The 23,339-nt window shown below is 38.5% G+C and carries 18 protein-coding genes; 17 read left to right on the top strand and 1 reads right to left on the bottom strand.

All coding sequences use genetic code 11. The features are described 5' to 3' along the window. Positions 1-145 precede the first annotated feature (145 nt). The 9 genes from NSQ59_RS25990 (at position 146) to NSQ59_RS25950 (ending at position 13,969) form a co-directional block, all read left to right on the top strand. The gene (locus NSQ59_RS25990) at positions 146-2,263 is read left to right on the top strand and encodes a 4Fe-4S dicluster domain-containing protein (protein WP_340833030.1); all 2,118 of its coding nucleotides are present in this window, start codon (positions 146-148) and stop codon (positions 2,261-2,263) included. 286 nt (positions 2,264-2,549) lie between these two features. After that, a complete protein-coding gene (locus NSQ59_RS25985; RefSeq protein WP_340833028.1) occupies positions 2,550-3,731 on the top strand; it encodes an acetyl-CoA C-acetyltransferase in 1,182 nt (393 codons plus the stop codon). Positions 3,732-3,745: 14 nt separating this feature from the next. Then, the gene (locus NSQ59_RS25980) at positions 3,746-4,597 is read left to right on the top strand and encodes a 3-hydroxybutyryl-CoA dehydrogenase (protein WP_340833027.1); all 852 of its coding nucleotides are present in this window, start codon (positions 3,746-3,748) and stop codon (positions 4,595-4,597) included. A gap of 44 nt (positions 4,598-4,641) precedes the next feature. Continuing rightward, positions 4,642-5,763, top strand: a complete 1,122-nt coding sequence (locus NSQ59_RS25975) for an acyl-CoA dehydrogenase (RefSeq protein ID WP_055741436.1) — start codon at positions 4,642-4,644, stop codon at positions 5,761-5,763. A gap of 12 nt (positions 5,764-5,775) precedes the next feature. Next, a complete protein-coding gene (locus NSQ59_RS25970; RefSeq protein WP_055741435.1) occupies positions 5,776-6,915 on the top strand; it encodes an acyl-CoA dehydrogenase in 1,140 nt (379 codons plus the stop codon). 247 nt (positions 6,916-7,162) lie between these two features. Continuing rightward, complete coding sequence (locus NSQ59_RS25965; RefSeq protein ID WP_055741434.1) at positions 7,163-7,804, top strand: TetR/AcrR family transcriptional regulator; 642 nt, start codon at positions 7,163-7,165, stop codon at positions 7,802-7,804. Positions 7,805-7,818: 14 nt separating this feature from the next. Continuing rightward, positions 7,819-11,085: a fused isobutyryl-CoA mutase/GTPase IcmF gene (icmF, locus tag NSQ59_RS25960; RefSeq protein WP_055741433.1), complete on the top strand. Its 3,267-nt coding sequence runs from the start codon at positions 7,819-7,821 to the stop codon at positions 11,083-11,085. A 451-nt stretch (positions 11,086-11,536) separates the two neighbouring features. Continuing rightward, complete coding sequence (gene rpoE / locus NSQ59_RS25955; RefSeq protein ID WP_055741432.1) at positions 11,537-12,127, top strand: DNA-directed RNA polymerase subunit delta; 591 nt, start codon at positions 11,537-11,539, stop codon at positions 12,125-12,127. A gap of 243 nt (positions 12,128-12,370) precedes the next feature. Next, positions 12,371-13,969, top strand: a complete 1,599-nt coding sequence (locus tag NSQ59_RS25950; RefSeq protein WP_055741431.1) for a CTP synthase — start codon at positions 12,371-12,373, stop codon at positions 13,967-13,969. A 42-nt stretch (positions 13,970-14,011) separates the two neighbouring features. Here the strand turns inward: NSQ59_RS25950 and NSQ59_RS25945 are convergent, their stop codons facing one another. After that, positions 14,012-14,536: a DUF2529 domain-containing protein gene (locus NSQ59_RS25945; RefSeq protein WP_321198435.1), complete on the bottom strand. Its 525-nt coding sequence runs from the start codon at positions 14,534-14,536 to the stop codon at positions 14,012-14,014. 535 nt (positions 14,537-15,071) lie between these two features. On the opposite strand from NSQ59_RS25945, the gene NSQ59_RS25940 reads away from it, so the two are divergent. The 8 genes from NSQ59_RS25940 (at position 15,072) to NSQ59_RS25905 (ending at position 23,233) form a co-directional block, all read left to right on the top strand. Further along, on the top strand, positions 15,072-15,449 hold the full coding sequence (locus tag NSQ59_RS25940) for a response regulator (RefSeq protein ID WP_055741429.1): 378 nt from the start codon (positions 15,072-15,074) through the stop codon (positions 15,447-15,449). 218 nt (positions 15,450-15,667) lie between these two features. Then, positions 15,668-16,522 carry a class II fructose-bisphosphate aldolase gene (locus NSQ59_RS25935; RefSeq protein ID WP_055741428.1) on the top strand — a complete coding sequence of 285 codons (855 nt, stop codon included), beginning with the start codon at positions 15,668-15,670 and terminating at the stop codon, positions 16,520-16,522. 295 nt (positions 16,523-16,817) lie between these two features. Beyond that, the gene (fsa, locus tag NSQ59_RS25930; RefSeq protein ID WP_126647165.1) at positions 16,818-17,459 is read left to right on the top strand and encodes a fructose-6-phosphate aldolase; all 642 of its coding nucleotides are present in this window, start codon (positions 16,818-16,820) and stop codon (positions 17,457-17,459) included. Positions 17,460-17,633: 174 nt separating this feature from the next. After that, positions 17,634-18,917, top strand: coding sequence for a UDP-N-acetylglucosamine 1-carboxyvinyltransferase (locus NSQ59_RS25925; protein ID WP_055741426.1), 1,284 nt, complete (start codon positions 17,634-17,636; stop codon positions 18,915-18,917). Between the two features lie 152 nt (positions 18,918-19,069). Further along, positions 19,070-20,035: a class II fructose-bisphosphatase gene (gene glpX, locus NSQ59_RS25920; RefSeq protein ID WP_055741425.1), complete on the top strand. Its 966-nt coding sequence runs from the start codon at positions 19,070-19,072 to the stop codon at positions 20,033-20,035. Positions 20,036-20,744: 709 nt separating this feature from the next. Beyond that, the gene (rho, locus tag NSQ59_RS25915) at positions 20,745-22,034 is read left to right on the top strand and encodes a transcription termination factor Rho (RefSeq protein ID WP_055741424.1); all 1,290 of its coding nucleotides are present in this window, start codon (positions 20,745-20,747) and stop codon (positions 22,032-22,034) included. Positions 22,035-22,279: 245 nt separating this feature from the next. Further along, a complete protein-coding gene (gene rpmE / locus NSQ59_RS25910) occupies positions 22,280-22,480 on the top strand; it encodes a 50S ribosomal protein L31 (RefSeq protein WP_055741423.1) in 201 nt (66 codons plus the stop codon). Between the two features lie 135 nt (positions 22,481-22,615). After that, a complete protein-coding gene (locus NSQ59_RS25905) occupies positions 22,616-23,233 on the top strand; it encodes a thymidine kinase (RefSeq protein ID WP_126647164.1) in 618 nt (205 codons plus the stop codon). The last annotated feature ends 106 nt before the right edge of the window (positions 23,234-23,339 follow it).

The raw sequence follows: 23,339 nt of genomic DNA, 5'->3' as shown, positions 1-23,339 counted from the left end.
TATTTGCTATTATAAATTTTTAAAAAATATCGTAGAAACCTGTTGACTGAATGCTCATTCATTATATAATGTAAGTAAGCAACATTCAGAAAATTTTGGTGTTTCGAAGGGGTATTTCACCTTAGAGGGGAGTGTTTTCACAAAGATGAGTTGGTTATTGTGGGTGAATTGGATTGCATTTCTTTTTGTAACCGTTTACGCGATATCCTTGTTTGTGTATGTGGTCAAAACGAGGGTTCAATATATCAAACTAGGAAAAAAAGTAGAGTTTGATAAACGCATGAAGGAACGGATGCAAAAGATTTGGATCAACGTATTTGGTCAGAAAAAGCTTTTAAAGGATAAAAAAAGCGGGGCCATCCATGTAATGTTCTTCTACGGCTTTATTTTGGTGCAATTTGGAGCCATCGACTTTATTTGGAGAGGGTTAGCACCCGATTCTCATCTACCGCTTGGACCAATATATCCTGGCTTTACGTTTTTCCAAGAAATTGTTACGTTAGTTATTTTAGTAGCAACCTTCTGGGCATTTTATCGCCGTTATATCGAAAAATTAGTGCGATTGAAACGCGGGTTTAAATCAGGACTTGTCTTATTATTTATCGGTGGATTAATGATATCTGTTTTAGTTGGAAGCGGAATGGGCATCATTTGGCATGGTGAAGAATTGTCATGGACGGAGCCAATTGCATCCTGTATCGCTGCAGCGTTTGGATGGATCGGTGAAACAGCATCCATCATTATCTTCTATATTGCATGGTGGATTCATTTGATTTTCTTATTATCATTCCTAGTCTATGTTCCACAATCAAAACATGCACACTTAATTGCAGGACCGGCAAATGTATTCTTAAACCGTTTGGATGGTGTTGGAAAACTCAGTCCTATTAACTTTGAAGATGAATCCCAGGAATCGTTTGGGGTTGGAAAGATTGAGGATTTCAAACAACATCAACTAGTGGATTTATATGCTTGTGTGGAATGCGGTCGTTGTACTAATATGTGTCCTGCAACAGGGACAGGAAAAATGTTGTCTCCGATGGATTTAATCGTAAAGCTGAGAGACCATTTAACAAACTATGGAGCTGCAGTTACATCCAAGCAGCCGTGGGTACCGACTTTTGCTTTTTCTCATACAAAAGGAAATCAAATTGCATTAGCTAGTGGAGGCCAAGGAGCGGAGGAGTCTGCAGCAGCATTAAGCTACAGTCCAAGCCTAATTGGCGATATTATTACAGAAGAAGAAATCTGGGCTTGTACAACATGCCGTAACTGTGAAGATCAATGTCCAGTAATGAACGAGCATGTGGACAAAATCATCGACCTGCGTCGTTATCTTGTTTTAACAGAAGGAAAGATGAATCCGGATGCACAAAGAGCCATGCAAAACATTGAACGCCAAGGAAATCCATGGGGATTAAATCGCAAGGAACGTGAGAATTGGCGAGAAGCAAGAGAAGATGTACATGTTCCTACAGTGAAAGAAATGAAAAAAGCAGGCGAGGAATTTGAATATTTATTCTGGGTTGGCTCTATGGGATCCTTTGATAACAGAAGTCAAAAGATTGCTTTATCATTTGCAAAGCTGATGAACGAAGCGGGCGTGAAGTTCGCCATTTTAGGAAATAAAGAGAAAAACTCAGGAGATACGGCGCGCCGCTTAGGAAATGAGTTTTTATTCCAAGAACTTGCTGGGCAAAATATTGATGAGTTCCAGAAAAATGATGTGAAGAAAATTGTTACGATTGACCCTCATGCATATAACATTTTCAAGAAGGAATATCCTGATTTTGGTTTGGAAGCAGAGGTATATCATCATACAGAGCTTCTTCATCAATTATTGCAGGATGGCCGCCTTGTACCAAAATATGAGGTAAAGGAAACCATCACCTTCCACGATTCTTGTTATTTAGGTCGCTATAATGATGTGTATGATCCGCCTCGTGAAATTCTAAAATCATTGCCGGGAGTTAAGCTTGTGGAAATGGAACGCAATCGCGAAACAGGAATGTGCTGCGGCGCAGGCGGGGGATTAATGTGGATGGAAGAGGACACAGGTCATCGTATTAATGTTGCAAGGACAGAGCAAGCATTGGCGGTGAATCCATCTGTCATCAGCTCTGGATGTCCGTACTGTTTGACAATGCTATCAGATGGTACAAAAGCAAAAGAAGTCGAAGATACCGTCAAAACATATGACGTGGCAGAGCTTCTTGAAAAGGCCGTTTGCGGTGAACCTGAACAAACAACCGTAGCCTCATAAATAATTTCGCAAAATTTTATTAAAATATTTCAACTTTTACTATTAATCATATATTATAGAATTATAAAAATTGTTAAAGGGACTTTCGATGTCCCTTTTCTATTCATTCTTAGCCGAGCGAGCGTTCAGTCAATATGACGAAAGCGATTTTAAGCAAATCAATGCTTCGTATTTCACAGGATGAAAGCGGTTACTATCGTGAATCTCAAAGTAATATAAAATTCGAAGTGAAGTTAGGAGCTGTCTAGCTCCAGCACCTACGCTTTTCTATTAGGAGGAGATTAAAGTGACAAGAACAGTGATTCTAAGTGGCGCGAGAACACCTTTTGGCAAGTTTGGCGGCGGTTTAAGTTCCTTAACAGCTACGCAATTAGGTGGTATAGCAGTTAAGGAAGCATTACAACGGGCTAATGTTCAACCGGAAGAAGTGCAAGAAGTCATTTTAGGTACTGTTTTACAAGGCGGTCAAGGGCAAATCCCTTCAAGACAGGCTGCAAGAGAAGCCGGAATACCTTGGGAAGTAAAGACGGAAACCATTAATAAGGTTTGTGCATCAGGAATGAGAAGTGTCACTCTAGCGGATCAAATTATCCGTGCCGGGGATGAGGAGTTAATAGTTGCCGGTGGAATGGAATCGATGTCGAATGCGCCATATATTCTTCCAAAAGCACGATGGGGAATGAGAATGGGGGATGCAGCACTTCAGGATTTAATGCTTCATGATGGTTTAACATGTAGTTTCAGCGGGGTTCATATGGGGACCTACGGAAACAATACAGCGGAAGAATTCGAGATTACGAGAGAAGAACAGGATAAGTGGGCGTATAGGAGTCATCAACGGGCCGTTACAGCGATTGAAAAAGGGGTATTTGCTGAAGAAATCATACCTGTAACCATCCACGGGCGCAAAGGGGACCCGATTGTTGTTAAGGATGATGAGGCACCTAGAAAAGATACCTCGGTTGAGAAACTGGCCAAATTATCTCCAGCTTTTGATAAGAATGGAACGATAACTGCGGGAAATGCACCTGGTGTCAATGATGGAGCTGCAGCACTGGTGTTAATGAGTGAGGAAAGAGCACAGAAAGAGGGACGGGAACCACTTGCTTATATCTTAGGTCACACTGCTATTGCGACGGAAGCGAAGGATTTTCCGCAAACACCTGGATTAGTCATTAACGCGCTTTTAAAGAAAACAGGTAAAACAGTGGATGATATTGATTTGTTTGAAATTAATGAAGCATTTGCCGCGGTTTCATTGGCAAGCAGTAAAATTGCGAATATCGATTCGGAAAAGGTAAATGTTAATGGCGGAGCCGTTGCACTTGGGCATCCGATTGGTGCAAGCGGTGCAAGAATTATTTTAACACTCGCGTACGAGTTAAAAAGACGCGGCGGTGGAATTGGAATAGCTGCCATTTGCTCCGGAGGCGGTCAAGGCGACGCTATTATGATAGAGGTTAAGTAGAGGGAGGTCCTACAATGAATATTAAAACAGTAATGGTAATTGGTGCCGGACAAATGGGATCAGGAATTGCCCAGGTTTGTGCGCAGGCCGGATATAAAGTCATTTTAAATGATTTAAAGGATGAATTTGTGGAAAAAGGTTTAGGTGTTATTTCTAAAAATCTCTCCCGTCAGGTGCAGAAAGAAAGAATCACGGAGGACGAAAAAAATAACATTCTATCTAATCTGGTAAAATCTACGAATCTAGGAGATGCGAAAGAAGCAGATATTGTGATTGAAGCAGCAGTCGAAAACATGAATATCAAAGCAAAAATTTTCGCCGACTTGGATCAAATTGCACCAGAGCATACGATTTTGGCTTCTAACACTTCATCACTGCCAATTACCGAAATTGCTGCCGCGACAAAGCGTCCGGAAAAAGTAATTGGTATGCATTTCATGAATCCAGTGCCTGTCATGAAGCTGGTGGAAATCATCCGTGGGCTTGCAACAGCAGATGAAGTATATCAAGTTATTGAAGATATGACAAAGACACTGAACAAGGTACCGGTCGAGGTTAATGATTTTCCGGGCTTCGTTTCCAATCGTGTCCTCATGCCAATGATCAATGAAGCAATTTATACATTATACGAAGGAGTAGCTACCAAGGAAGCAATCGACGAGGTCATGAAGCTTGGGATGAACCATCCGATGGGACCACTTACTCTTGCTGACTTCATTGGGCTGGATACATGTCTTTATATTATGGAGACCCTGCATGAAGGGTTTGGGGATGATAAATACAGACCTTGTCCACTTTTAAGAAAATACGTTAAAGCAGGTTGGTTAGGCAAGAAAACAGGACGCGGATTTTATATTTATGACTAATGAAGAGATTGATAGGTGTAATACCGAACAAAGGGGTGACAGGGATGGATTTGCATTTTACAGAAGAGCAAATCATGATGAGAAACATGGTTCGTGATTTTGCCGAAGACGAAATTGTCCCTTTTATTGAAAGAATGGAAAGTGGTGATTTCCCGAGAGAAATCCTCCGTAAAATGGGGGAACTTGGTTTGATGGGGATTATCGTGCCAGAAGAGTATGGCGGATCAGGCATGGATTATATGTCATATATTATTGCGTTACATGAGATTTCCAAAGTTAGTGCAACAATAGGGGTTATTCTTTCCGTACACACATCTGTGGGCACAAGCCCAATCCTTTATTTTGGTACGGAGGAGCAGAAGCAAAAATATGTTCCGAAGCTTGCATCGGGGGAATATCTTGGGGCATTTTGCTTAACAGAGGCAAATGCAGGTTCGGATGCTAGAAGCCTTCGAACAAAAGCGGTCAAACAAGGGGATTATTATATATTAAATGGCTCGAAAATGTTTATTACTAATGGCGGTGAGGCAGATATCTACATTGTGTTTGCTAAAACCGGTCAGACGGAAGTCACTGCTTTTATTGTGGAAAAGGATACTCCAGGGCTAATTATCGGAAAAGATGAGCATAAAATGGGGCTATCTGGATCAAGAACGGTACAACTCACTTTTGAGGACATGAAAGTTCCTGTAGAGAATCGATTAGGCGAAGAGGGGCAAGGCTATAAAATTGCCATGTACAACCTGGATAGCGGCCGTATTGGAATCGCTACCCAAGCTCTTGGGATAGCTGATGCAGCATTTGAAAAGGCAGTTGAATATGCCAAGGAGCGCAAACAATTTGGTAAGCCAATTGCTGCTCAACAAGGAGTTGGCTTTAAGCTGGCGGATATGGCAACAAGTGTAGAGGCAGCGAAATTACTCGTATATCGGGCTGCAAATCTTCGGACAGAAGGACTTCCTTGTGGAAAGGAAGCATCCATCGCAAAGTTATTTGCCTCGCGTACCGCTGTAGAAGTAACAACAGAAGCAATCCAAGTGTTTGGAGGCTACGGATATACAAAGGATTATCCTGTAGAAAGGCTTTTCCGGGATGCAAAAATCACCGAGATATATGAAGGTACAAGTGAAATTCAACGCATTGTTATTAGCAAATATTTAGTCTAGGAGGAATACAAGGTGAATTTTAAACTATCTGAAGAACATGAAATGATTCGAAAAATGGTCCGTGATTTTGCAGAAAACGAAGTAGCTCCAACAGCTGCAGAACGTGATGAAGAGGAACGCTTTGATCGTGAAATCTTCGATAAAATGGCGGAATTAGGACTAACAGGTATTCCTTGGCCGGAGGAGTATGGCGGTATTGGCAGTGATTATTTGGCTTATTGTATTGCGGTAGAAGAGTTATCAAGAGTCTGTGCATCAACTGGTGTAACACTTTCCGCTCATACCTCCTTGGCAGGCTGGCCAATTTTCAAATTTGGATCGGAAGAACAAAAGCAAAAATATTTGCGTCCAATGGCAGAAGGCAAGAAAATCGGCGGTTATGGCTTAACGGAACCGGGATCAGGATCTGATGCTGGCGGCATGAGAACGACAGCACGTCTGGAAGGAGATCATTATGTACTGAACGGTTCAAAAATCTTCATTACCAATGGCGGGGTTGCAGATATCTATGTTGTATTTGCGTTAACAGATCCATCCTCTAAGCATAAAGGTACCAGTGCCTTTATTATCGAATCCGATTTCAAAGGTTTCTCCGTGGGAAAGAAAGAGAAGAAACTAGGAATTCGTTCATCGCCAACAACAGAAATTATTTTTGAAGATTGTATTGTACCAAAGGAAAACCTTCTAGGAGAAGAGGGAGATGGGTTTAAGATAGCGATGATGACCTTAGATGGCGGACGGAATGGTATTGCTGCTCAAGCAGTAGGTATTGCACAAGGGGCACTAGATGCAGCAGTTGCTTATGCAAAGGAACGCCATCAATTTGGCAAACCAATTGTTGCGAATCAAGGGGTATCTTTTAAACTAGCAGATATGGCAACAAATGTGGAAGCATCTCGTTTATTAACCTATCAAGCTGCATGGTTAGAATCGAATGGATTACCATATGGAAAAGAATCGGCAATGTCGAAGCTTTTTGCGGGGGATACAGCAATGAAAGTGACAACAGAAGCCGTTCAGGTATTTGGCGGATATGGTTATACAAAAGACTATCCAGTAGAAAGATTTATGCGTGATGCGAAAATTACTCAAATCTATGAAGGTACACAAGAGATTCAAAGATTAGTTATTTCACGAATGCTAACAAAGTAATGGGGAGATTTACTTTTTCACGGTCAAAAAGGGGATTTTAATATATTACGAAGATTATCTTAAGTATGGATTTTGTCTAGTTCCAGGTGAAATTTGCACTTCAAATTTTACTCGGTGAAAATGGTAGTTCAATTTTCAATAGCTCGTGAACTACCTCAGCACTGTTTCCTTTATCTCAGTCGAAGACTACGAAATCCATACGCCGATGGTCAAGGCGCTTACATTTTTCTAAAAAGGAGGCGGGTTAATGGTAGTGAATAAAAAACGAACGGTCCATGCCTCTGTGAAAGACGAACGTTTAGTAAAAATGCGTAGAAATCAAATGATTCGAGGGGCAGTAGCTCTTTTTAAACAAAAGGGCTTCCACCGAACCACAACACGGGAAATTGCCCAAGCTGCGGGATTCAGCATTGGAACATTATATGAATATATTCGAACAAAAGAGGATGTTTTATATTTAGTTTGTGATAGCATCTATGACCAGGTACGGGAGCGTTTGCAGGGAATGGATGTAGACAAGGGGACATTGGAAAGTCTGAAACTGGGGATTGCTCATTATTTTAAAATCATGGATGAAATGCAGGATGAAGTTCTCGTTATGTATCAGGAAGCAAAGTCATTATCCAAGGATGCACTTCCATATGTTTTAAAAAAGGAATTGGAAATGGTCGGGATGTTTGAAACGATTATTAGACGCTGCATTGACAATGGCGAGCTTGTAATGGATGACGAACATATCGATTTATTGTCCCATAATATCTTTGTGCAAGGGCAAATGTGGGGCTTCAGAAGATGGGCATTAGCAAAAAATTATACCATTGATGATTATATTAAAGTGCAAACAGATTTGCTTTTTACAGGTATTGAACAATATCAAACACAACTGTGAACAGGGGGATGAAAATGAGCACAGTTCAAATTTATCGGCCAAAACATGCGGTTCGTTTTGTTACAGCATCAAGCCTTTTCGATGGTCATGATGCCTCCATCAATATCATGCGGAGAATTTTGCAGTCAAGCGGAGCAGAGGTTATCCATCTTGGCCATAACCGATCTGTAGAAGAGGTCGTAAATGCCGCAATCCAAGAGGATGTTCAAGGAATTGCGATTTCTTCGTATCAAGGGGGACATGTCGAATATTTTAAATACATGTATGATTTATTGAAAGAAAGAGGAGCTTCCCATATCCGTATTTATGGCGGCGGAGGCGGGGTTATTATTCCACGTGAAATAAAAGAATTACATGATTATGGAATCTCCTGGATTTTTTCTCCCGATGATGGAAGGAAATATGGCCTTCAAGGGATGATTAATATCATGCTGGAGGAATGCGACCATCCTACTCTAACCGGTTCTTTACAGGAAGAGATAGAAAAGCTGCAAGCCGGAAATATCAATGCGGTCGCGAAGCTTATCACTATTGCTGAAAATCAATTAGATTTAAAAGATGAGGCTGCAACAGCTGTTGAAAGTGCTCTTCTTGAATTGAAAAATGTTTCGTCCAAGTCTCCGGTAATCGGAATAACCGGTACAGGGGGAGCGGGTAAAAGCTCTTTGACGGATGAATTAATTCGTCGTTTCCTAAACGAAATACCTGAAAAAAGAGTTGCGATTCTATCTATTGATCCGACAAAACAAAAAACGGGTGGCGCATTACTAGGGGATAGAATTCGTATGAATGCTATTTTTAACTCACGTGTATATATGAGAAGCTTGGCAACCCGCGGTTCAAGAACCGAGCTATCCCTTGCAATAAAGGATGCCATTAATATAGTAAAAGCGGCAGGATTTGACCTTATCATCGTGGAAACAAGTGGAATCGGGCAAGGTGATGCTGAAATTACGGAGATTTGCGATATCTCGATGTATGTCATGACAAGTGAGTTTGGAGCCCCTTCCCAATTGGAAAAAATCGATATGATTGATTATGCCGATCTTATCGTCATTAATAAATTTGAACGCCAAGGATCAGAAGATGCTAGAAGCCAGGTTCGCAAGCAGTATCAACGCAGTCATCTGCTATTTGATCAAGAACTGAAAAAGATGCCTGTCTACGGTACCATTGCAAGTCAATTTAATGATCCGGGAACGAATGCGCTTTTTGCCGCACTTATTGAAAAAGTAAATGAAAAAATGGGCTTTAATTGGGAAGTGTCATTTTCAAAGGATGCAAAGGTTGAAAAGCAAAATGTCATTATTCCGAATAGCAGAAGATATTATTTGAGGGAGATTTCTGATACCGTAAGAAATTATCATAAAAAAGCGAAAGAGCAAGTCCAGTTTGCAAGGAAGTTATTCCAATTAGAGGGTGCAATTGCAGCAGCAAAAGAAACCGGATTAAATCAAGAAATTATTTCACCGCTTGAAGTATTAAAACAGGATACTGAAGAAAAACTCACGACGGAATCAAAAAAAATATTAAAAAACTGGCAGGAACTTAAAGAAAAATATGCAGGTGATCAATTTATCACGAGAATACGTGATAAAGAAATTGTAACAGAACTAAAAACAACCAGCTTATCTGGTCTTAAAATTCCTAAGGTAGCCCTGCCAAAATACGAGGATTACGGAGAAATTTTAGGCTGGGTGTATAGAGAAAATGTTCCTGGTTCCTTTCCTTTTACAGCAGGAGTATTTCCGTTTAAGCGTGAAGGCGAGGATCCAAAAAGGCAATTTGCTGGAGAAGGAACTCCGGAAAGAACAAACCGAAGATTTCATTACTTATCTAAGGATGACTCTGCAAAACGTTTAAGTACAGCATTTGACTCTGTTACTTTATATGGGGAAGATCCTGATTATCGTCCAGACATTTATGGAAAAGTTGGAGAATCAGGGGTAAGTATTTGTACACTGGATGATATGAAGAAGCTGTATGCTGGATTTGATCTTTGTCACCCATCCACATCGGTTTCTATGACGATTAATGGACCTGCGCCAATCATTTTAGCAATGTTTATGAATACTGCCATCGACCAACAAGTGAAAAGAAAAGAAGAGGAACTTGGCCGGTTAGTGACACCCCAAGAATTTGCTGAAATAAAAGAGCAGACATTACAGGTAGTACGAGGAACGGTGCAAGCGGATATTTTAAAAGAAGATCAAGGGCAAAATACATGTATTTTTTCTACTGAATTTGCCCTAAGAATGATGGGTGATATTCAGCAATACTTTATTGATCATAAAGTACGCAACTATTATTCCGTCTCGATCTCTGGTTACCATATCGCGGAAGCTGGAGCTAATCCAATTTCACAGCTTGCTTTTACATTGGCAAATGGCTTTACCTATGTAGAATATTATTTAAGTCGCGGTATGAATATTAACGACTTTGCACCAAATCTATCTTTCTTTTTCTCCAATGGTCTGGACCCAGAGTACTCCGTGATTGGAAGGGTAGCAAGGAGAATTTGGGCAATCGTTATGAGAGATAAATATGGAGCAAATGAGCGCAGCCAGAAATTGAAATATCATATTCAAACCTCCGGCCGGTCCTTACATGCTCAGGAGATTGATTTTAATGATATTCGTACAACGCTGCAAGCATTAATGGCTATCCATGATAATTGTAATTCTCTTCATACAAATGCATATGATGAAGCCATTACGACACCGACTGAGGAATCGGTAAGACGGGCAATGGCCATTCAAATGATTATTACAAAGGAACACGGTTTAACGAAAAATGAAAATCCATTACAAGGTTCCTTTATTATTGAAGAATTAACAGACCTAGTAGAAGAAGCCGTCCTTCAAGAATTTGAGAGAATTAATGATCGCGGCGGAGTTCTTGGCGCTATGGAAACCCAATATCAACGTGGCAAGATCCAGGAAGAATCCATGTTTTATGAAATGAAGAAACACACTGGCGAGCTGCCAATTATTGGGGTTAATACTTATTTAAATCCAAACCCTCCTTCCGAGGAAGAGATGAATAATATTGAACTTGCCCGTGCAACTACCGAAGAAAAAGAAACACAAATCCGCAACCTTCATGATTTCCAAGAACGGAATAATGACAAAGTAGAGGATGCGTTAAAGAAACTAAAACAAACAGCAGTGAATAACGGTAACATCTTTACAGAATTAATGGAAACGGTAAAAGTGGCAAGTCTTGGACAAATTACCCAAGCGCTTTACGAAGTTGGCGGACAGTATAGAAGAAATATGTAGGTAAGTATCAAAATAGCTCTGATTAAAAAGACAGGGCTATTTTGTTTCTAAAAAAAATTGCCTACGTCTAGTGCAAGCAGCCATCGGCTAGCGGATTTCTACGTCTCCTCGCCACGATAAGTCAACATCACCTCAGCACGGTTTCCTTTATCTCGAGGTGAGCGACTACGAAATCCGTACGCCGATGAGCAAGGCGCTTTCGCATTTGTATATTGCATATGACTAAAAAACAGGTAAAATGAATATTGAATTATTATATAAACTAATGAATATTAATCGTGTACATACATACTCTTAGTGGAAAAAAGATAACCAAATGACATGGAAAGGGCACCCTTGCTAGCATAATTGTTATAAATTTGTTTATAATGGTAAATATGTATTTTGCCCTAATGATGTTTTTTGCCTTTTTTCACTCTAATGAGTGTAAATATAGAAAGGGAGTGCGAAGTTGAGTTTACAGCAATTATCTAAAGAAGATTTAAAAGAAATGTCTCTTATCGAGCTTGCCTACCAGCTAATGGAGGAAAAAAAACAAGCCTATGCATTTTCAGATTTAATAGAAGAAATAGCAACTCTGCTTGAATTATCACAAGATGAAATTCGTTCACGTATGGTTCAGTTTTACACAGATTTAAATATTGACGGTCGTTTTCTTAGCTTAGGTGAAAATCGTTGGGGATTAAGAATTTGGTATCCATATGATCAAATTGATGAAGAAATAGCACCGGCTGTTAAGTCTAAAAAGAAAAAGGCTAAAAAGGCTTATGAAGAAGACGATGATGATCTTGAATTAATGGATGATGATCTAGACTACGATGATTTAGATGATTTTGAAGACGAAGATTTAATCGATGATGAGGATGAAGACGAAGAAGATGATGACTTCGTGGATCTAGACGAAGAAGATGATGATGCATTTGAAGAAGATGAAGATTTAATCGGTGAGGATGAATACGACCTTGATGTCGACGATGATGATATAGATGAGGAAGAAGAGGAAGAGGAAGAAGAATTTGATGAGGAAGAAGAAGATAAATAATCCACTTGACTTCTTTCATTTAGACAGGTAGTATTTTATTTGGGCTCCTTACAAAAGGAACTGAAAATATATAAACTATGCTCCCCTTGCATTTATTGCGATAGGGGGCTTTTTTTGTTTTTATGAAGGTTTTGCTCGTAAGCACACTCCTTTACTCACTTTAATTGTGCGAAAATGAGGAAGGAAAAGTATCAAAATTATTACATGAGGAACAATAATTTTTGACCAGAAGGGGGAAAAATTGTGACAAAATACATCTTTGTAACAGGCGGTGTCGTTTCTTCTTTAGGAAAAGGAATCACTGCAGCATCATTAGGAAGGCTACTTAAAAATCGGGGTTTAACCGTAACCATTCAAAAATTTGACCCCTATATTAATGTTGACCCTGGAACCATGAGCCCTTATCAACATGGGGAAGTCTTTGTAACGGATGATGGTGCGGAAACAGATTTGGATTTAGGGCACTATGAGCGTTTTATCGATATTAACGTTACAAAATATAGCAGTGTAACAACAGGTAAGGTATACTCCGAAGTTTTGAGAAAAGAGAGACGTGGAGAATATTTAGGTGGGACGGTTCAAGTTATCCCTCATATAACTAACGAAATTAAAAGCAGAGTATTTCGTGCAGGTGAAGTTACGAATGCTGATGTGGTTATTACTGAAATTGGCGGTACTGTTGGCGATATCGAATCACTGCCATTCCTTGAAGCAATTCGCCAAATTAAAAGTGATATCGGCCGTGAAAATGTAATGTATATCCATTGTACATTGGTACCATTCATCAAAGCAGCTGGTGAGATGAAGACAAAGCCTACCCAACACAGTGTAAAAGAACTGCGTAGCTTAGGGATCCAACCAAATATTATAGTTGTAAGAACGGAAATGCCAATTTCACAGGATATGAAAGATAAAATTGCCTTGTTCTGTGATATTGATCCAAAGGCTGTTATCGAATGTCGAGATGCCGATACATTATACTCCATTCCACTAGCCCTGCAAGACCAAAAACTGGATCAAATTGTTTGCGATCATTTGAAGATTCAATGTCCGGAAGCTGATATGACCGAATGGATTCAGCTAGTTGAAAGAGTACGAAACTTAAAGAAATCAACAAGAATCGCTTTGGTCGGAAAATATGTTGAGTTGCAGGATGCTTATCTTTCAGTGGTGGAAGCATTAAAGCATGCAGGTTACACGTATGATGCGGATGTTGACATTGATTGGATTAATGCCGAGCATGTAACCGCAGAAAATGTAAATGAATTACTAAAAGATGCAGATGGAGTATTAGTGCCTGGCGGTTTTGGTGATCGTGGAGTGGAAGGGAAAATCCTTGCGATTCAATTTGCTCGAGAAAATAAAGTTCCTTTCCTAGGTATTTGTTTAGGTATGCAGCTTGCTTCCATTGAATTTGCGCGTAACGTACTTGGATTAAAAGGAGCACATTCTGCAGAAATTGATCCAACAACAAAATATCCAATTATCGATCTATTGCCTGAGCAAAAGGAAATTGAAGATCTAGGCGGTACATTAAGATTAGGCTTATATCCATGCAGAATAGAAAAGGATACAAAGGCATTTGATGTATATGGAAATGAAATTGTCTACGAAAGACATCGTCATCGTTATGAATTTAATAATCATTACCGTCAAGCTATGGAGGATGAAGGTTTTGTATTCTCAGGAACAAGCCCAAATGGACGTTTAATTGAAATTATCGAATTAAAAGACCATCCATGGTTCGTTGCTTCACAATTTCATCCGGAATTTACATCAAGACCAACAAGACCACAACCATTGTTCCGCGGATTTATCGAAGCTACACTAAATAATAAGTAGCACGAAAAGGATAGGAAAATCTATTTCCTATCCTTTTTTTCCTTAAATACTATCTTCCAGGTACTCAGACATAATCTCATCTAATTGAAATTTTATACAATGATAAATAAAAAGCCCTGCTAATGCAGATGGAAATCCGACTCGATCACCAGTTTCTGAAGGCAGCATTGGTTTTAGTAAATTCGTATTGATATGCACATCTGCCAGGTCTGCTAAATCTTCTGTATCACTTTTTACCTTACCTGCAACGGATGCAAATGGAATATCTTTTTCTTTTAATTCTTTCCCCAGTAAAATTGCCTCTTCATCGGTTGTAAAACGTGAAATGATCAATACACGGTCAGCATCTGTTAAGTCTTTTGCATGTTGAAAAGGGGTGGCATAATTTAAAGGCTCGGCTCCAAAAAATGCTTCCTTGCAAACCGCTTCCATTTCGTTAAAACCTTTTAAATAAATTTTCCCTTCACCTATGGCTGCTTGAGCCAAAAGCCTTGCAGTATCCTCGATAGTTTCTTCTTCTTTTTCAAATATTCTTTGCTGTAATCCATTTAATTGCGTTAAAAACATTTTCAACAAGGTTTAAACACACCTTTCTAATGGGTATAAATCAATGGTTTTTCCAAATGTTGAGCGCAGGTTTTTTCTGCTTATCCACCAACATTTTTTACGTTTTTTATATATTTAAGTCGATTTTCGTAGAGATTGTTGCTTTCACTCTTTATGCAAATACTAAAACAGTATAGATTCTCGGGTTCTCTACTGAAAAAAGGAAATATAAGCAGGAAAATTTATGTGGTTTTTACTAAAAAAAGCAACAATTTTTAGGAAATTAGTTTAATCCAAATATAGATTGAATAGCATTTAAGATTTAGCAGGAATAATCCATATTTAAATAGAACTATACTTAGAAGAATAATACAATTAATATCATAAGACAAAGTGAAATATTTAAATTAAGAGTGGGGGGAGAGTTAATTAGGCTTTAAATAAAACGATATACATATGTTGAACAGCGAAATACCGGGTGAAAATAGCCAAGGCTTAAGAAAACAATTAAGGAAGACCATACATATTTTTAACAGGAATAACAGGGGGTAAGAAAATGGGTGAAGGGAAAGAAAAAATACTGATTGTAGATGACCAGTTCGGCATTCGTATTCTGCTTAATGAAGTCCTGCAAAAGGAAGGTTATCGTACATTCCAAGCAGCCAATGGTGTACAAGCACTAGATATAACGGAAAAACATTCGCCTGACCTTGTGCTTTTGGATATGAAAATCCCTGGAATGGATGGTATTGAAATCTTAAAAAGAATGAGAAAAATTGATCCAGATATAAGAGTCATCATTATGACCGCCTACGGAGAATTAGACATGATTCAAGAGGCAAGGGACTTAGGTGCACTTACGCATTTTGCTAAGCCATTTGATATTGATGATATTCGTTCGGCTGTAAGGAATTACCTGCCATTAAAAAAATAAAAAGGTGAACTATTGATTGCGCATTTGTTTTATGTAACAAAAGTAAATATTTTAAATTTTACTTCTTCAAAAATTGAGTATTGCCTATTGGTAAAAAATGCGGTAGTTTGATATGATGAAATTGCCGTATAAACCTGTATGAAGTCAAAATGTTTGTGAATGATAATGATGAGAACATATACTTACACATTTTGATAAATCTGAAGGAGGAAATCATTATGCCATTAGTTTCTATGAAAGAAATGCTTATTAAAGCAAAAGATGGCCATTATGCAGTTGGTCAATTTAATATTAATAACTTAGAGTTTACTCAGGCTATTCTTTTGGCTGCCCAAGAAGAAAATTCACCAGTAATCCTTGGCGTTTCAGAAGGTGCTGGTAAATATATCGGAGGGTTTAAAACAGTTGTAAAAATGGTCGAAGGTTTAATGGAAGACTATAAAATTACTGTCCCTGTTGCGATTCACTTAGATCATGGTTCTAGCTTTGATAAATGTAAAGAAGCAATCGATGCTGGTTTTACTTCTGTCATGATTGATGCTTCACACCATCCGTTTGATGAAAATGTAGAGATTACTTCTAAGGTAGTGGAATACGCTCATTCAAAAGGTGTTTCTGTTGAGGCAGAGCTTGGAACTGTAGGTGGACAAGAAGATGATGTAGTAGGTGGAATCATCTATGCTGATCCTAAAGAATGTCAAGAGTTAGTACAACGAACTGGTATTGATACTCTTGCTCCTGCTCTTGGATCCGTTCATGGTCCTTATAAAGGGGAACCAAACCTAGGATTTAAAGAAATGGAAGAAATCGGTGCAGCAACTGGCCTTCCACTAGTTCTTCATGGTGGAACTGGAATTCCTACAAAAGATATTCAAAAAGCAATTTCTTTAGGAACTGCAAAAATTAACGTTAATACTGAAAACCAAATTGCTTCTGCAAAACGTGTTCGTGAAGTATTAGCCGCAGATACGGAAATGTATGATCCACGTAAATACTTAGGACCTGCACGTGATGCAATTAAAGAAACAGTTATCGGTAAAATTCGTGAATTTGGTTCATCTAACAAAGCATAATAAAATTTTTAACATAAACTATACAGCAGCAGAATAAACATCAATGAGAAACCGCCTTTATAAAAGGGCGGTTTCCGTTTATTATTAGAAAAGCGAAAGCGCTTTTGTCATCTGTGTATGGATGAGTGAAATTCGCACTTCAAATTTTACCTACGCAGTCGCAGGCTCAAGATAAAGGAAACATTACGAGGGAAGAGTCGATGTTGACTTATCGTAGGGAGAAACCGTAGAAATCCACTAGATGATAGGCGCTGTAGCTAGACAATAGAAAAGTAAAAAATAAGGAGTGATAAAAATGAAGTTTTTCATCGATACAGCAAATATGAAAGAAATTGAAATGGCATATGAATTGGGAATTATTGCAGGAGTTACTACCAATCCCTCTTTAGTCGCAAAAGAAAATGTCTCGTTTGAAGATAGGTTGAAGGAAATTACAGCGTTGGTTTCAGGCTCTGTTAGCGCTGAGGTTATTGCGCTTGATGCAGAAGGGATGATTAAAGAGGGAAGAGAGCTTGCGAAAATTGCACCAAATATAACAATTAAAGTTCCAATGACACCTGAAGGCTTAAAAGCAGTACATACCTTTTCTAAAGAAGGTATTAAAACAAATGTTACCTTAATTTTCAGTGCTAACCAAGCATTAATGGCTGCTAGAGCGGGTGCATCCTATGTCTCACCATTTCTTGGCCGCTTAGATGATATAGGTCAAAGTGGTGTTGAGCTAGTTGGTGCCATTGCGGAAATTTTTGCAATTCATGATATAAATACAGAAATTATCGCCGCTTCTATTCGTCATCCACAACACATAACAGAAGCTGCTTTAGCAGGTGCTCATATTGCGACAGTACCTTATAAAGTAATTATGCAGATGTTTCACCATCCATTAACTGATAAGGGGATTGAATCCTTTTTAAACGATTGGAATAATCGTAAATAAACCAAGCTCCTTTTCAAAAATTGGAAAGTGTTAGAAAATACCAAATAAATATCAAAAATTTTTTACATGTTTTTCGAAAATTAGTTTATACTAACAACGATACTGTCTTTTTATTGAAAATATTATTGGAAATAAAATCCATTTATTAATAAAAACCATGGAAGGGAGTTTAAAATGGAAAAGCTTAAAATTGCAGGGGGATACCCACTAAAAGGAACGATAAAGGTTAGTGGGGCAAAAAATAGTGCAGTTGCCTTAATACCTGCTACTATTTTGGCGGAATCCCCTGTAACGATCGAAGGACTACCCGATATTTCTGATGTACAAATTTTGAAGTCACTATTAGAAGAAATTGGTGGGAACGTAACATTTGAAAATGGCGACATGATGGTAGATCCACGTTCAATGGTTTCCATGCCGCTTCCAAATGGTAAAGTAAAAAAATTACGTGCTTCTTATTATTTAATGGGTGCGATGCTTGGCAGATTTAAAAAGGCGGTTATTGGGCTGCCTGGAGGATGCCATTTGGGCCCACGGCCAATAGACCAGCATATTAAGGGATTTGAAGCCTTAGGAGCAAAAATCACCAATGAACAAGGTGCCATTTATTTGCGCGCGGATGAATTGAGAGGTGCCCGTATTTATTTGGATGTTGTCAGTGTAGGTGCAACGATTAATATTATGCTGGCTGCTGTTAAAGCAAAAGGAAAGACCATTATTGAAAATGCGGCAAAGGAACCTGAAATTATTGATGTGGCAACCCTTTTGACCAATATGGGAGCAAAAATCAAAGGTGCAGGTACAGATGTCATCCGTATTGAAGGGGTAGAAAGTCTTACTGGCTGCAAACACACTATTATTCCTGATCGTATCGAAGCCGGTACATATATGATTTTAGGTGCTGCTGTTGGAGAAGGAGTCTTAATAGATAATGTGATTCCACATCATATGGAGTCATTAATTGCAAAATTAAGAGAGATAGGTATACCTATAGAAACTGGCGACGAACAAATTTACATTGGAAAAGGGGAACAATTAAAGGCTGTTGATATAAAAACATTAGTCTACCCCGGATTTCCAACTGATTTACAGCAACCATTTACTTCTTTGTTAACAAGAGCAGAAGGATCAGCGGTTGTCACCGATACCATTTATTCGGCTAGATTTAAACATATTGATGAATTAAGAAGAATGAATGCGAATATTAAAGTCGAAGGCAGAGCAGCTATTGTGAATGGCCCCGTTACCTTACAAGGAGCAAAAGTGAAGGCCAGCGATCTGCGTGCAGGTGCAGCACTCGTAATTGCTGGGCTGATGGCAGAGGGAATAACCGAGGTTACCGGACTTGAACATATTGATAGAGGATATAGCAATCTAGTTGAAAAGTTAAATGGTTTAGGCGCTACCATTTGGCGCGAGAAAATGACAGAAGAAGAAATTGAACAGCTTAAAAATTAATGATGGATTAACCCCTACTATTTAGGTTAAATGGTATAACACATTCAGGGATTATTGTGATATAATAAATAAGTGAATGTGATATACTATTTATCGAATTAAAAATAATAATAATAATAATAAATCTTTTTATGTAGTAGGGGGAAAAATCGATGGAACGAAGTTTATCTATGGAACTTGTTCGTGTAACAGAAGCAGCCGCACTTGCCTCTGCAAGATGGATGGGCCGCGGCAAAAAGCCTGAAGCTGACGATGCAGCAACAAGCGCGATGAGGGATGTATTTGATACAATTCCGATGAAGGGGACAGTTGTCATTGGAGAAGGAGAAATGGACGAGGCTCCAATGCTATATATTGGTGAGAAACTAGGTACCGGTTACGGTCCGCGTGTGGATGTGGCAGTTGACCCACTAGAAGGAACAAATATTGTGGCTTCAGGTGGATGGAATGCATTAGCGGTATTAGCGGTTGCAGACCATGGAAACTTACTTCACGCACCAGATATGTATATGGAAAAGATAGCTGTTGGGCCTGAAGCGGTTGGCCAAATTGATATTAATGCTCCTATTATCGATAATTTGAAAGCAGTTGCAAAAGCGAAAAATAAAGATATTGAAGATGTAGTGGCAACAGTATTAAACCGTCCAAGACATGAACATATCATTGCCCAGCTGCGTGAGGCGGGTGCAAGAATTAAATTGATTAATGATGGGGATGTAGCTGGTGCTATCAATACTGCGTTTGATCATACAGGTGTAGACATATTATTTGGTTCAGGTGGAGCACCAGAAGGAGTTATTGCTGCGGTAGCATTGAAATGTCTCGGCGGTGAAATCCAAGGCAGACTTCTTCCGCAAAATGACACTGAAGTAGAACGTTGTAAAGGCATGGGGCTAGATATTCATAAGGTTTTAAGAATGAATGATTTAGTTCGTGGAGATGATGCCATTTTTTCAGCTACAGGTGTAACGGATGGAGAGTTACTTCGCGGTGTACAGTTTAAAGGTTCGTATGGGTCTACCCATTCCATCGTAATGCGTGCCAAATCAGGAACTGTTCGTTTTATTGAGGGCCAGCATAGCTTAAAGAAAAAGCCCAACCTTGTCATCAAACCATAAATTCTAATGCAGACTTAGTTTCGGGTATCCTTTCTGAATGTTAAGAGTTTTGGTTTATAAAAAAGCAGGCATTATTTAAGAAAAGGAACTATAAGTGAAATCTGAAAGGTGGTTTCACATTGGGAGGCCACCTTTAAAAATTTCCCGCCTTAAATCAATTACCAGTTAGAAAGAGGATTTTTACTCTATTCCTTTCATTTTCAACTCAGGTTTCTCCTTTCATTTTTGTTTTCGTATTTTGTATAAAATCCTAATGAATATTAGTTTTAGAGCATCTTTTTATAACAAGAACAAAGTTCCAAGCTAATTAAATAAATTTAGAAGATTTTAGATTCTAATGCAATAAAGTTTAAGAAAAGAGCCTTTCATATTGATTCTTTTCGATAAATATGGTTAAAATAGATATTGTTTTAAAATTTTTTTCGTAAAAATTATTTCTTTTCGTACATTGTTCAACCTACTGAAAGTGTTTAATTTCGGGTCATCTCTTCTTTAAGTTATCCCCGTTCCGAGGAAAATGGAAGAATCGAATAGATTTCCGATTAAAGAAGTAGTAAAGTTTAAGAAAAGAGTCTTTGTTAAAATGAAATAGTAAGAAATCAATTTATGCACTTCATAAACTTCTTAATATTCAGTCTCTTCTAACAATGCGATAAAGATTTATTCCTACCAACAAAAATTTCAAAAAATATAAAAGTGTGGTGTATATATGGAAGGTTTATCAATTACAAGTCTTGAGAATATGACATTAAAAGAGCTATATTCTTTAGCTCGTGAATATAAAATTTCTTATTATAGCAAATTGACAAAGAAAGAGCTTATTTTTGCTATATTAAAAGCTAGGGCTGAGCAAGAAGGTTACTTTTTCATGGAAGGTGTTTTGGAAATTATCCAATCGGAAGGATTTGGATTTCTTAGACCGATCAACTACTCCCCAAGCTCAGAGGATATTTACATTTCAGCATCACAAATTCGTAGGTTTGATTTGCGTAACGGGGATAAAGTATCTGGAAAAGTTCGTCCTCCAAAAGAAAATGAACGCTATTACGGATTATTACATGTGGAGGCTGTAAATGGTGATAATCCTGAATCAGCAAAAGAACGTGTTCACTTCCCTGCCTTGACGCCACTATACCCTAATCGTCAAATTAACTTAGAAACAACTCCGACAAAGCTATCTACGAGAATTATGGACCTAATTGCTCCAGTTGGTTTTGGACAGCGTGGATTAATTGTTGCACCTCCAAAAGCAGGAAAAACGATTCTTTTAAAAGAAATTGCCAATTCTATCACTGAGAACCATCCTGAGGCTGAACTAATTGTTTTATTAATCGATGAACGTCCAGAGGAAGTAACTGATATTGAACGTTCCGTTGCTGCGGAAGTTGTTAGTTCAACCTTTGATGAGGTTCCGGAAAATCATATTAAAGTAGCTGAATTAGTGCTTGAACGGGCTATGAGACTTGTAGAGCATAAGAGGGACGTTATCATACTTATGGATAGTATTACCCGTTTGGCTCGTGCATACAATTTAGTTATTCCTCCAAGCGGAAGAACTTTATCTGGTGGTATTGACCCTGCTGCATTTCATAGACCAAAGCGGTTTTTCGGAGCTGCACGTAATATTGAAGAGGGCGGCAGCTTAACGATTTTAGCAACTGCATTAGTGGATACCGGTTCAAGAATGGACGATGTGATTTACGAAGAATTCAAAGGAACAGGAAACATGGAGCTTCACTTAGATCGCTCATTAGCAGAAAAACGAATCTTCCCTGCAATTGATATTCGTCGTTCTGGAACTCGTAAAGAGGAATTATTGATTCCTAAAGACCATTTGGACAAGTTATGGGCAATCCGCAAGTCGATGACAGACACACCGGATTTTGCAGAAAAGCTTTTACGTAAGCTTAGACAAACAAAGACGAATCAGGAATTTTTCGATCTATTGTCGGTAGAACAGAAGAGAACCACTTCCGGAAACGGAAAAAGAACAGTTTAAAGAAAAAAATACATGAATTCTATCTAATAGATGCTAGTGTTTTACAAAGAATGGATAACATGACAATGTATTATTCTGGATATCTATGTAAGAAAATTGGAAATGATTTATTGTATTGAATAGTTGCATTTCAATAGAGTGCTTGCTATAATTAATTCATGTGTTTATAAGAATTCTTGCGGAAATCCCGCAAAGGAATATATAACTCTGTCTCGAAATGATTCAGGGCAAAGGAGATGAAAAGAATGAAAGCAGGTATTCATCCTGATTACAAAAAAGCTTTAGTTAAATGTGCTTGTGGTAATGAATTTGAAAGTGGTTCAGTTAAGAGCGAAATCCGCGTAGAGGTATGCTCTGAATGCCATCCATTCTATACTGGACGTCAAAAATTTGCTTCTGCAGATGGACGTGTTGACCGCTTCAATAAAAAATACGGTCTTAAATAAGAAAAGCTTAAATGCTATATGCATGAAGCTGAATAAGTTAAAAAACAGGCAAGAATGCTTGCCTGTTTTTTATTTCGCGTATTTTTAATATAATGGACGATAATTAGATAGATCAGGGGAGGATGAACGGAAAAAATGTATATTTTGAATCATCATTCTGGCTGGATTGAGGTCATTTGCGGAAGTATGTTTTCTGGTAAATCGGAAGAATTGATTAGACGCATTCGTCGCGCACAATTTGCAAAACAAGAGATCCTTGTTTTTAAGCCGAAAATAGACAATCGTTATAGTGAAGAATCGGTTGTATCACATAATGGGACATCAGTTATTGCCCATCCGATTGAAATGGCTAAGGATATTTTTAACTTTATTCAGGAAAAAGTTGATGTTATTGCAATTGATGAGGCACAATTTTTTGATCATGAAATTATTGAAGTGGTACAAGCGTTGGCAAATAAAGGGCATCGTGTAATTCTGGCCGGTCTTGATCAAGATTTTCGCGGAGAGCCTTTTGGACCAATGCCACAATTAATGTCTATAGCTGAACAAGTAACAAAGTTACAAGCAGTTTGTACTATTTGCGGCTCCCCTGCAAGTAGGACACAAAGATTAATTAACGGCAATCCAGCTTGTTATGAAGACCCTGTTATCTTAGTTGGCGCATCGGAGGCATATGAAGCTCGCTGCCGTCATCATCATGAAGTACCATCTGGAAAGAGCATTCAAATAGAACAAATGGTAAAAACAAACTAAACCTACTAGTCAGGTTTAGTTTTTTTGTACTTTAGAAAATTTATCACTGTTGATAACTATTTTTGCAAAAAAATCAAGGTCTAGCTTCAGCGTCTATAGGCTAAAG

This window comes from Margalitia sp. FSL K6-0131 (assembly GCF_038008735.1).
GTDB classification, from domain to species: domain Bacteria; phylum Bacillota; class Bacilli; order Bacillales; family Bacillaceae_C; genus Margalitia; species Margalitia shackletonii.
The sequence above is the reverse complement of the archived record's forward strand: the minus strand, read 5'-3'. Positions and strand labels throughout refer to the sequence as shown.

Excerpts from the sequence above, each read along its gene's own strand:
- NSQ59_RS25990 (WP_340833030.1), top strand. The coding sequence starts at position 146 with ATGAGTTGGTTATTGTGGGTGAATTGGATTGCATTTCTTTTTGTAACC.
- NSQ59_RS25980 (WP_340833027.1), top strand. The coding sequence starts at position 3,746 with ATGAATATTAAAACAGTAATGGTAATTGGTGCCGGACAAATGGGATCA.
- NSQ59_RS25975 (WP_055741436.1), top strand. The coding sequence starts at position 4,642 with ATGGATTTGCATTTTACAGAAGAGCAAATCATGATGAGAAACATGGTT.
- NSQ59_RS25965 (WP_055741434.1), top strand. The coding sequence starts at position 7,163 with ATGGTAGTGAATAAAAAACGAACGGTCCATGCCTCTGTGAAAGACGAA.
- icmF (WP_055741433.1), top strand. The coding sequence starts at position 7,819 with ATGAGCACAGTTCAAATTTATCGGCCAAAACATGCGGTTCGTTTTGTT.
- NSQ59_RS25945 (WP_321198435.1), bottom strand. The coding sequence starts at position 14,536 with ATGTTTTTAACGCAATTAAATGGATTACAGCAAAGAATATTTGAAAAA.
- NSQ59_RS25940 (WP_055741429.1), top strand. The coding sequence starts at position 15,072 with ATGGGTGAAGGGAAAGAAAAAATACTGATTGTAGATGACCAGTTCGGC.
- NSQ59_RS25935 (WP_055741428.1), top strand. The coding sequence starts at position 15,668 with ATGCCATTAGTTTCTATGAAAGAAATGCTTATTAAAGCAAAAGATGGC.
- fsa (WP_126647165.1), top strand. The coding sequence starts at position 16,818 with ATGAAGTTTTTCATCGATACAGCAAATATGAAAGAAATTGAAATGGCA.
- NSQ59_RS25925 (WP_055741426.1), top strand. The coding sequence starts at position 17,634 with ATGGAAAAGCTTAAAATTGCAGGGGGATACCCACTAAAAGGAACGATA.
- glpX (WP_055741425.1), top strand. The coding sequence starts at position 19,070 with ATGGAACGAAGTTTATCTATGGAACTTGTTCGTGTAACAGAAGCAGCC.
- rho (WP_055741424.1), top strand. The coding sequence starts at position 20,745 with ATGGAAGGTTTATCAATTACAAGTCTTGAGAATATGACATTAAAAGAG.
- rpmE (WP_055741423.1), top strand. The coding sequence starts at position 22,280 with ATGAAAGCAGGTATTCATCCTGATTACAAAAAAGCTTTAGTTAAATGT.
- NSQ59_RS25905 (WP_126647164.1), top strand. The coding sequence starts at position 22,616 with ATGTATATTTTGAATCATCATTCTGGCTGGATTGAGGTCATTTGCGGA.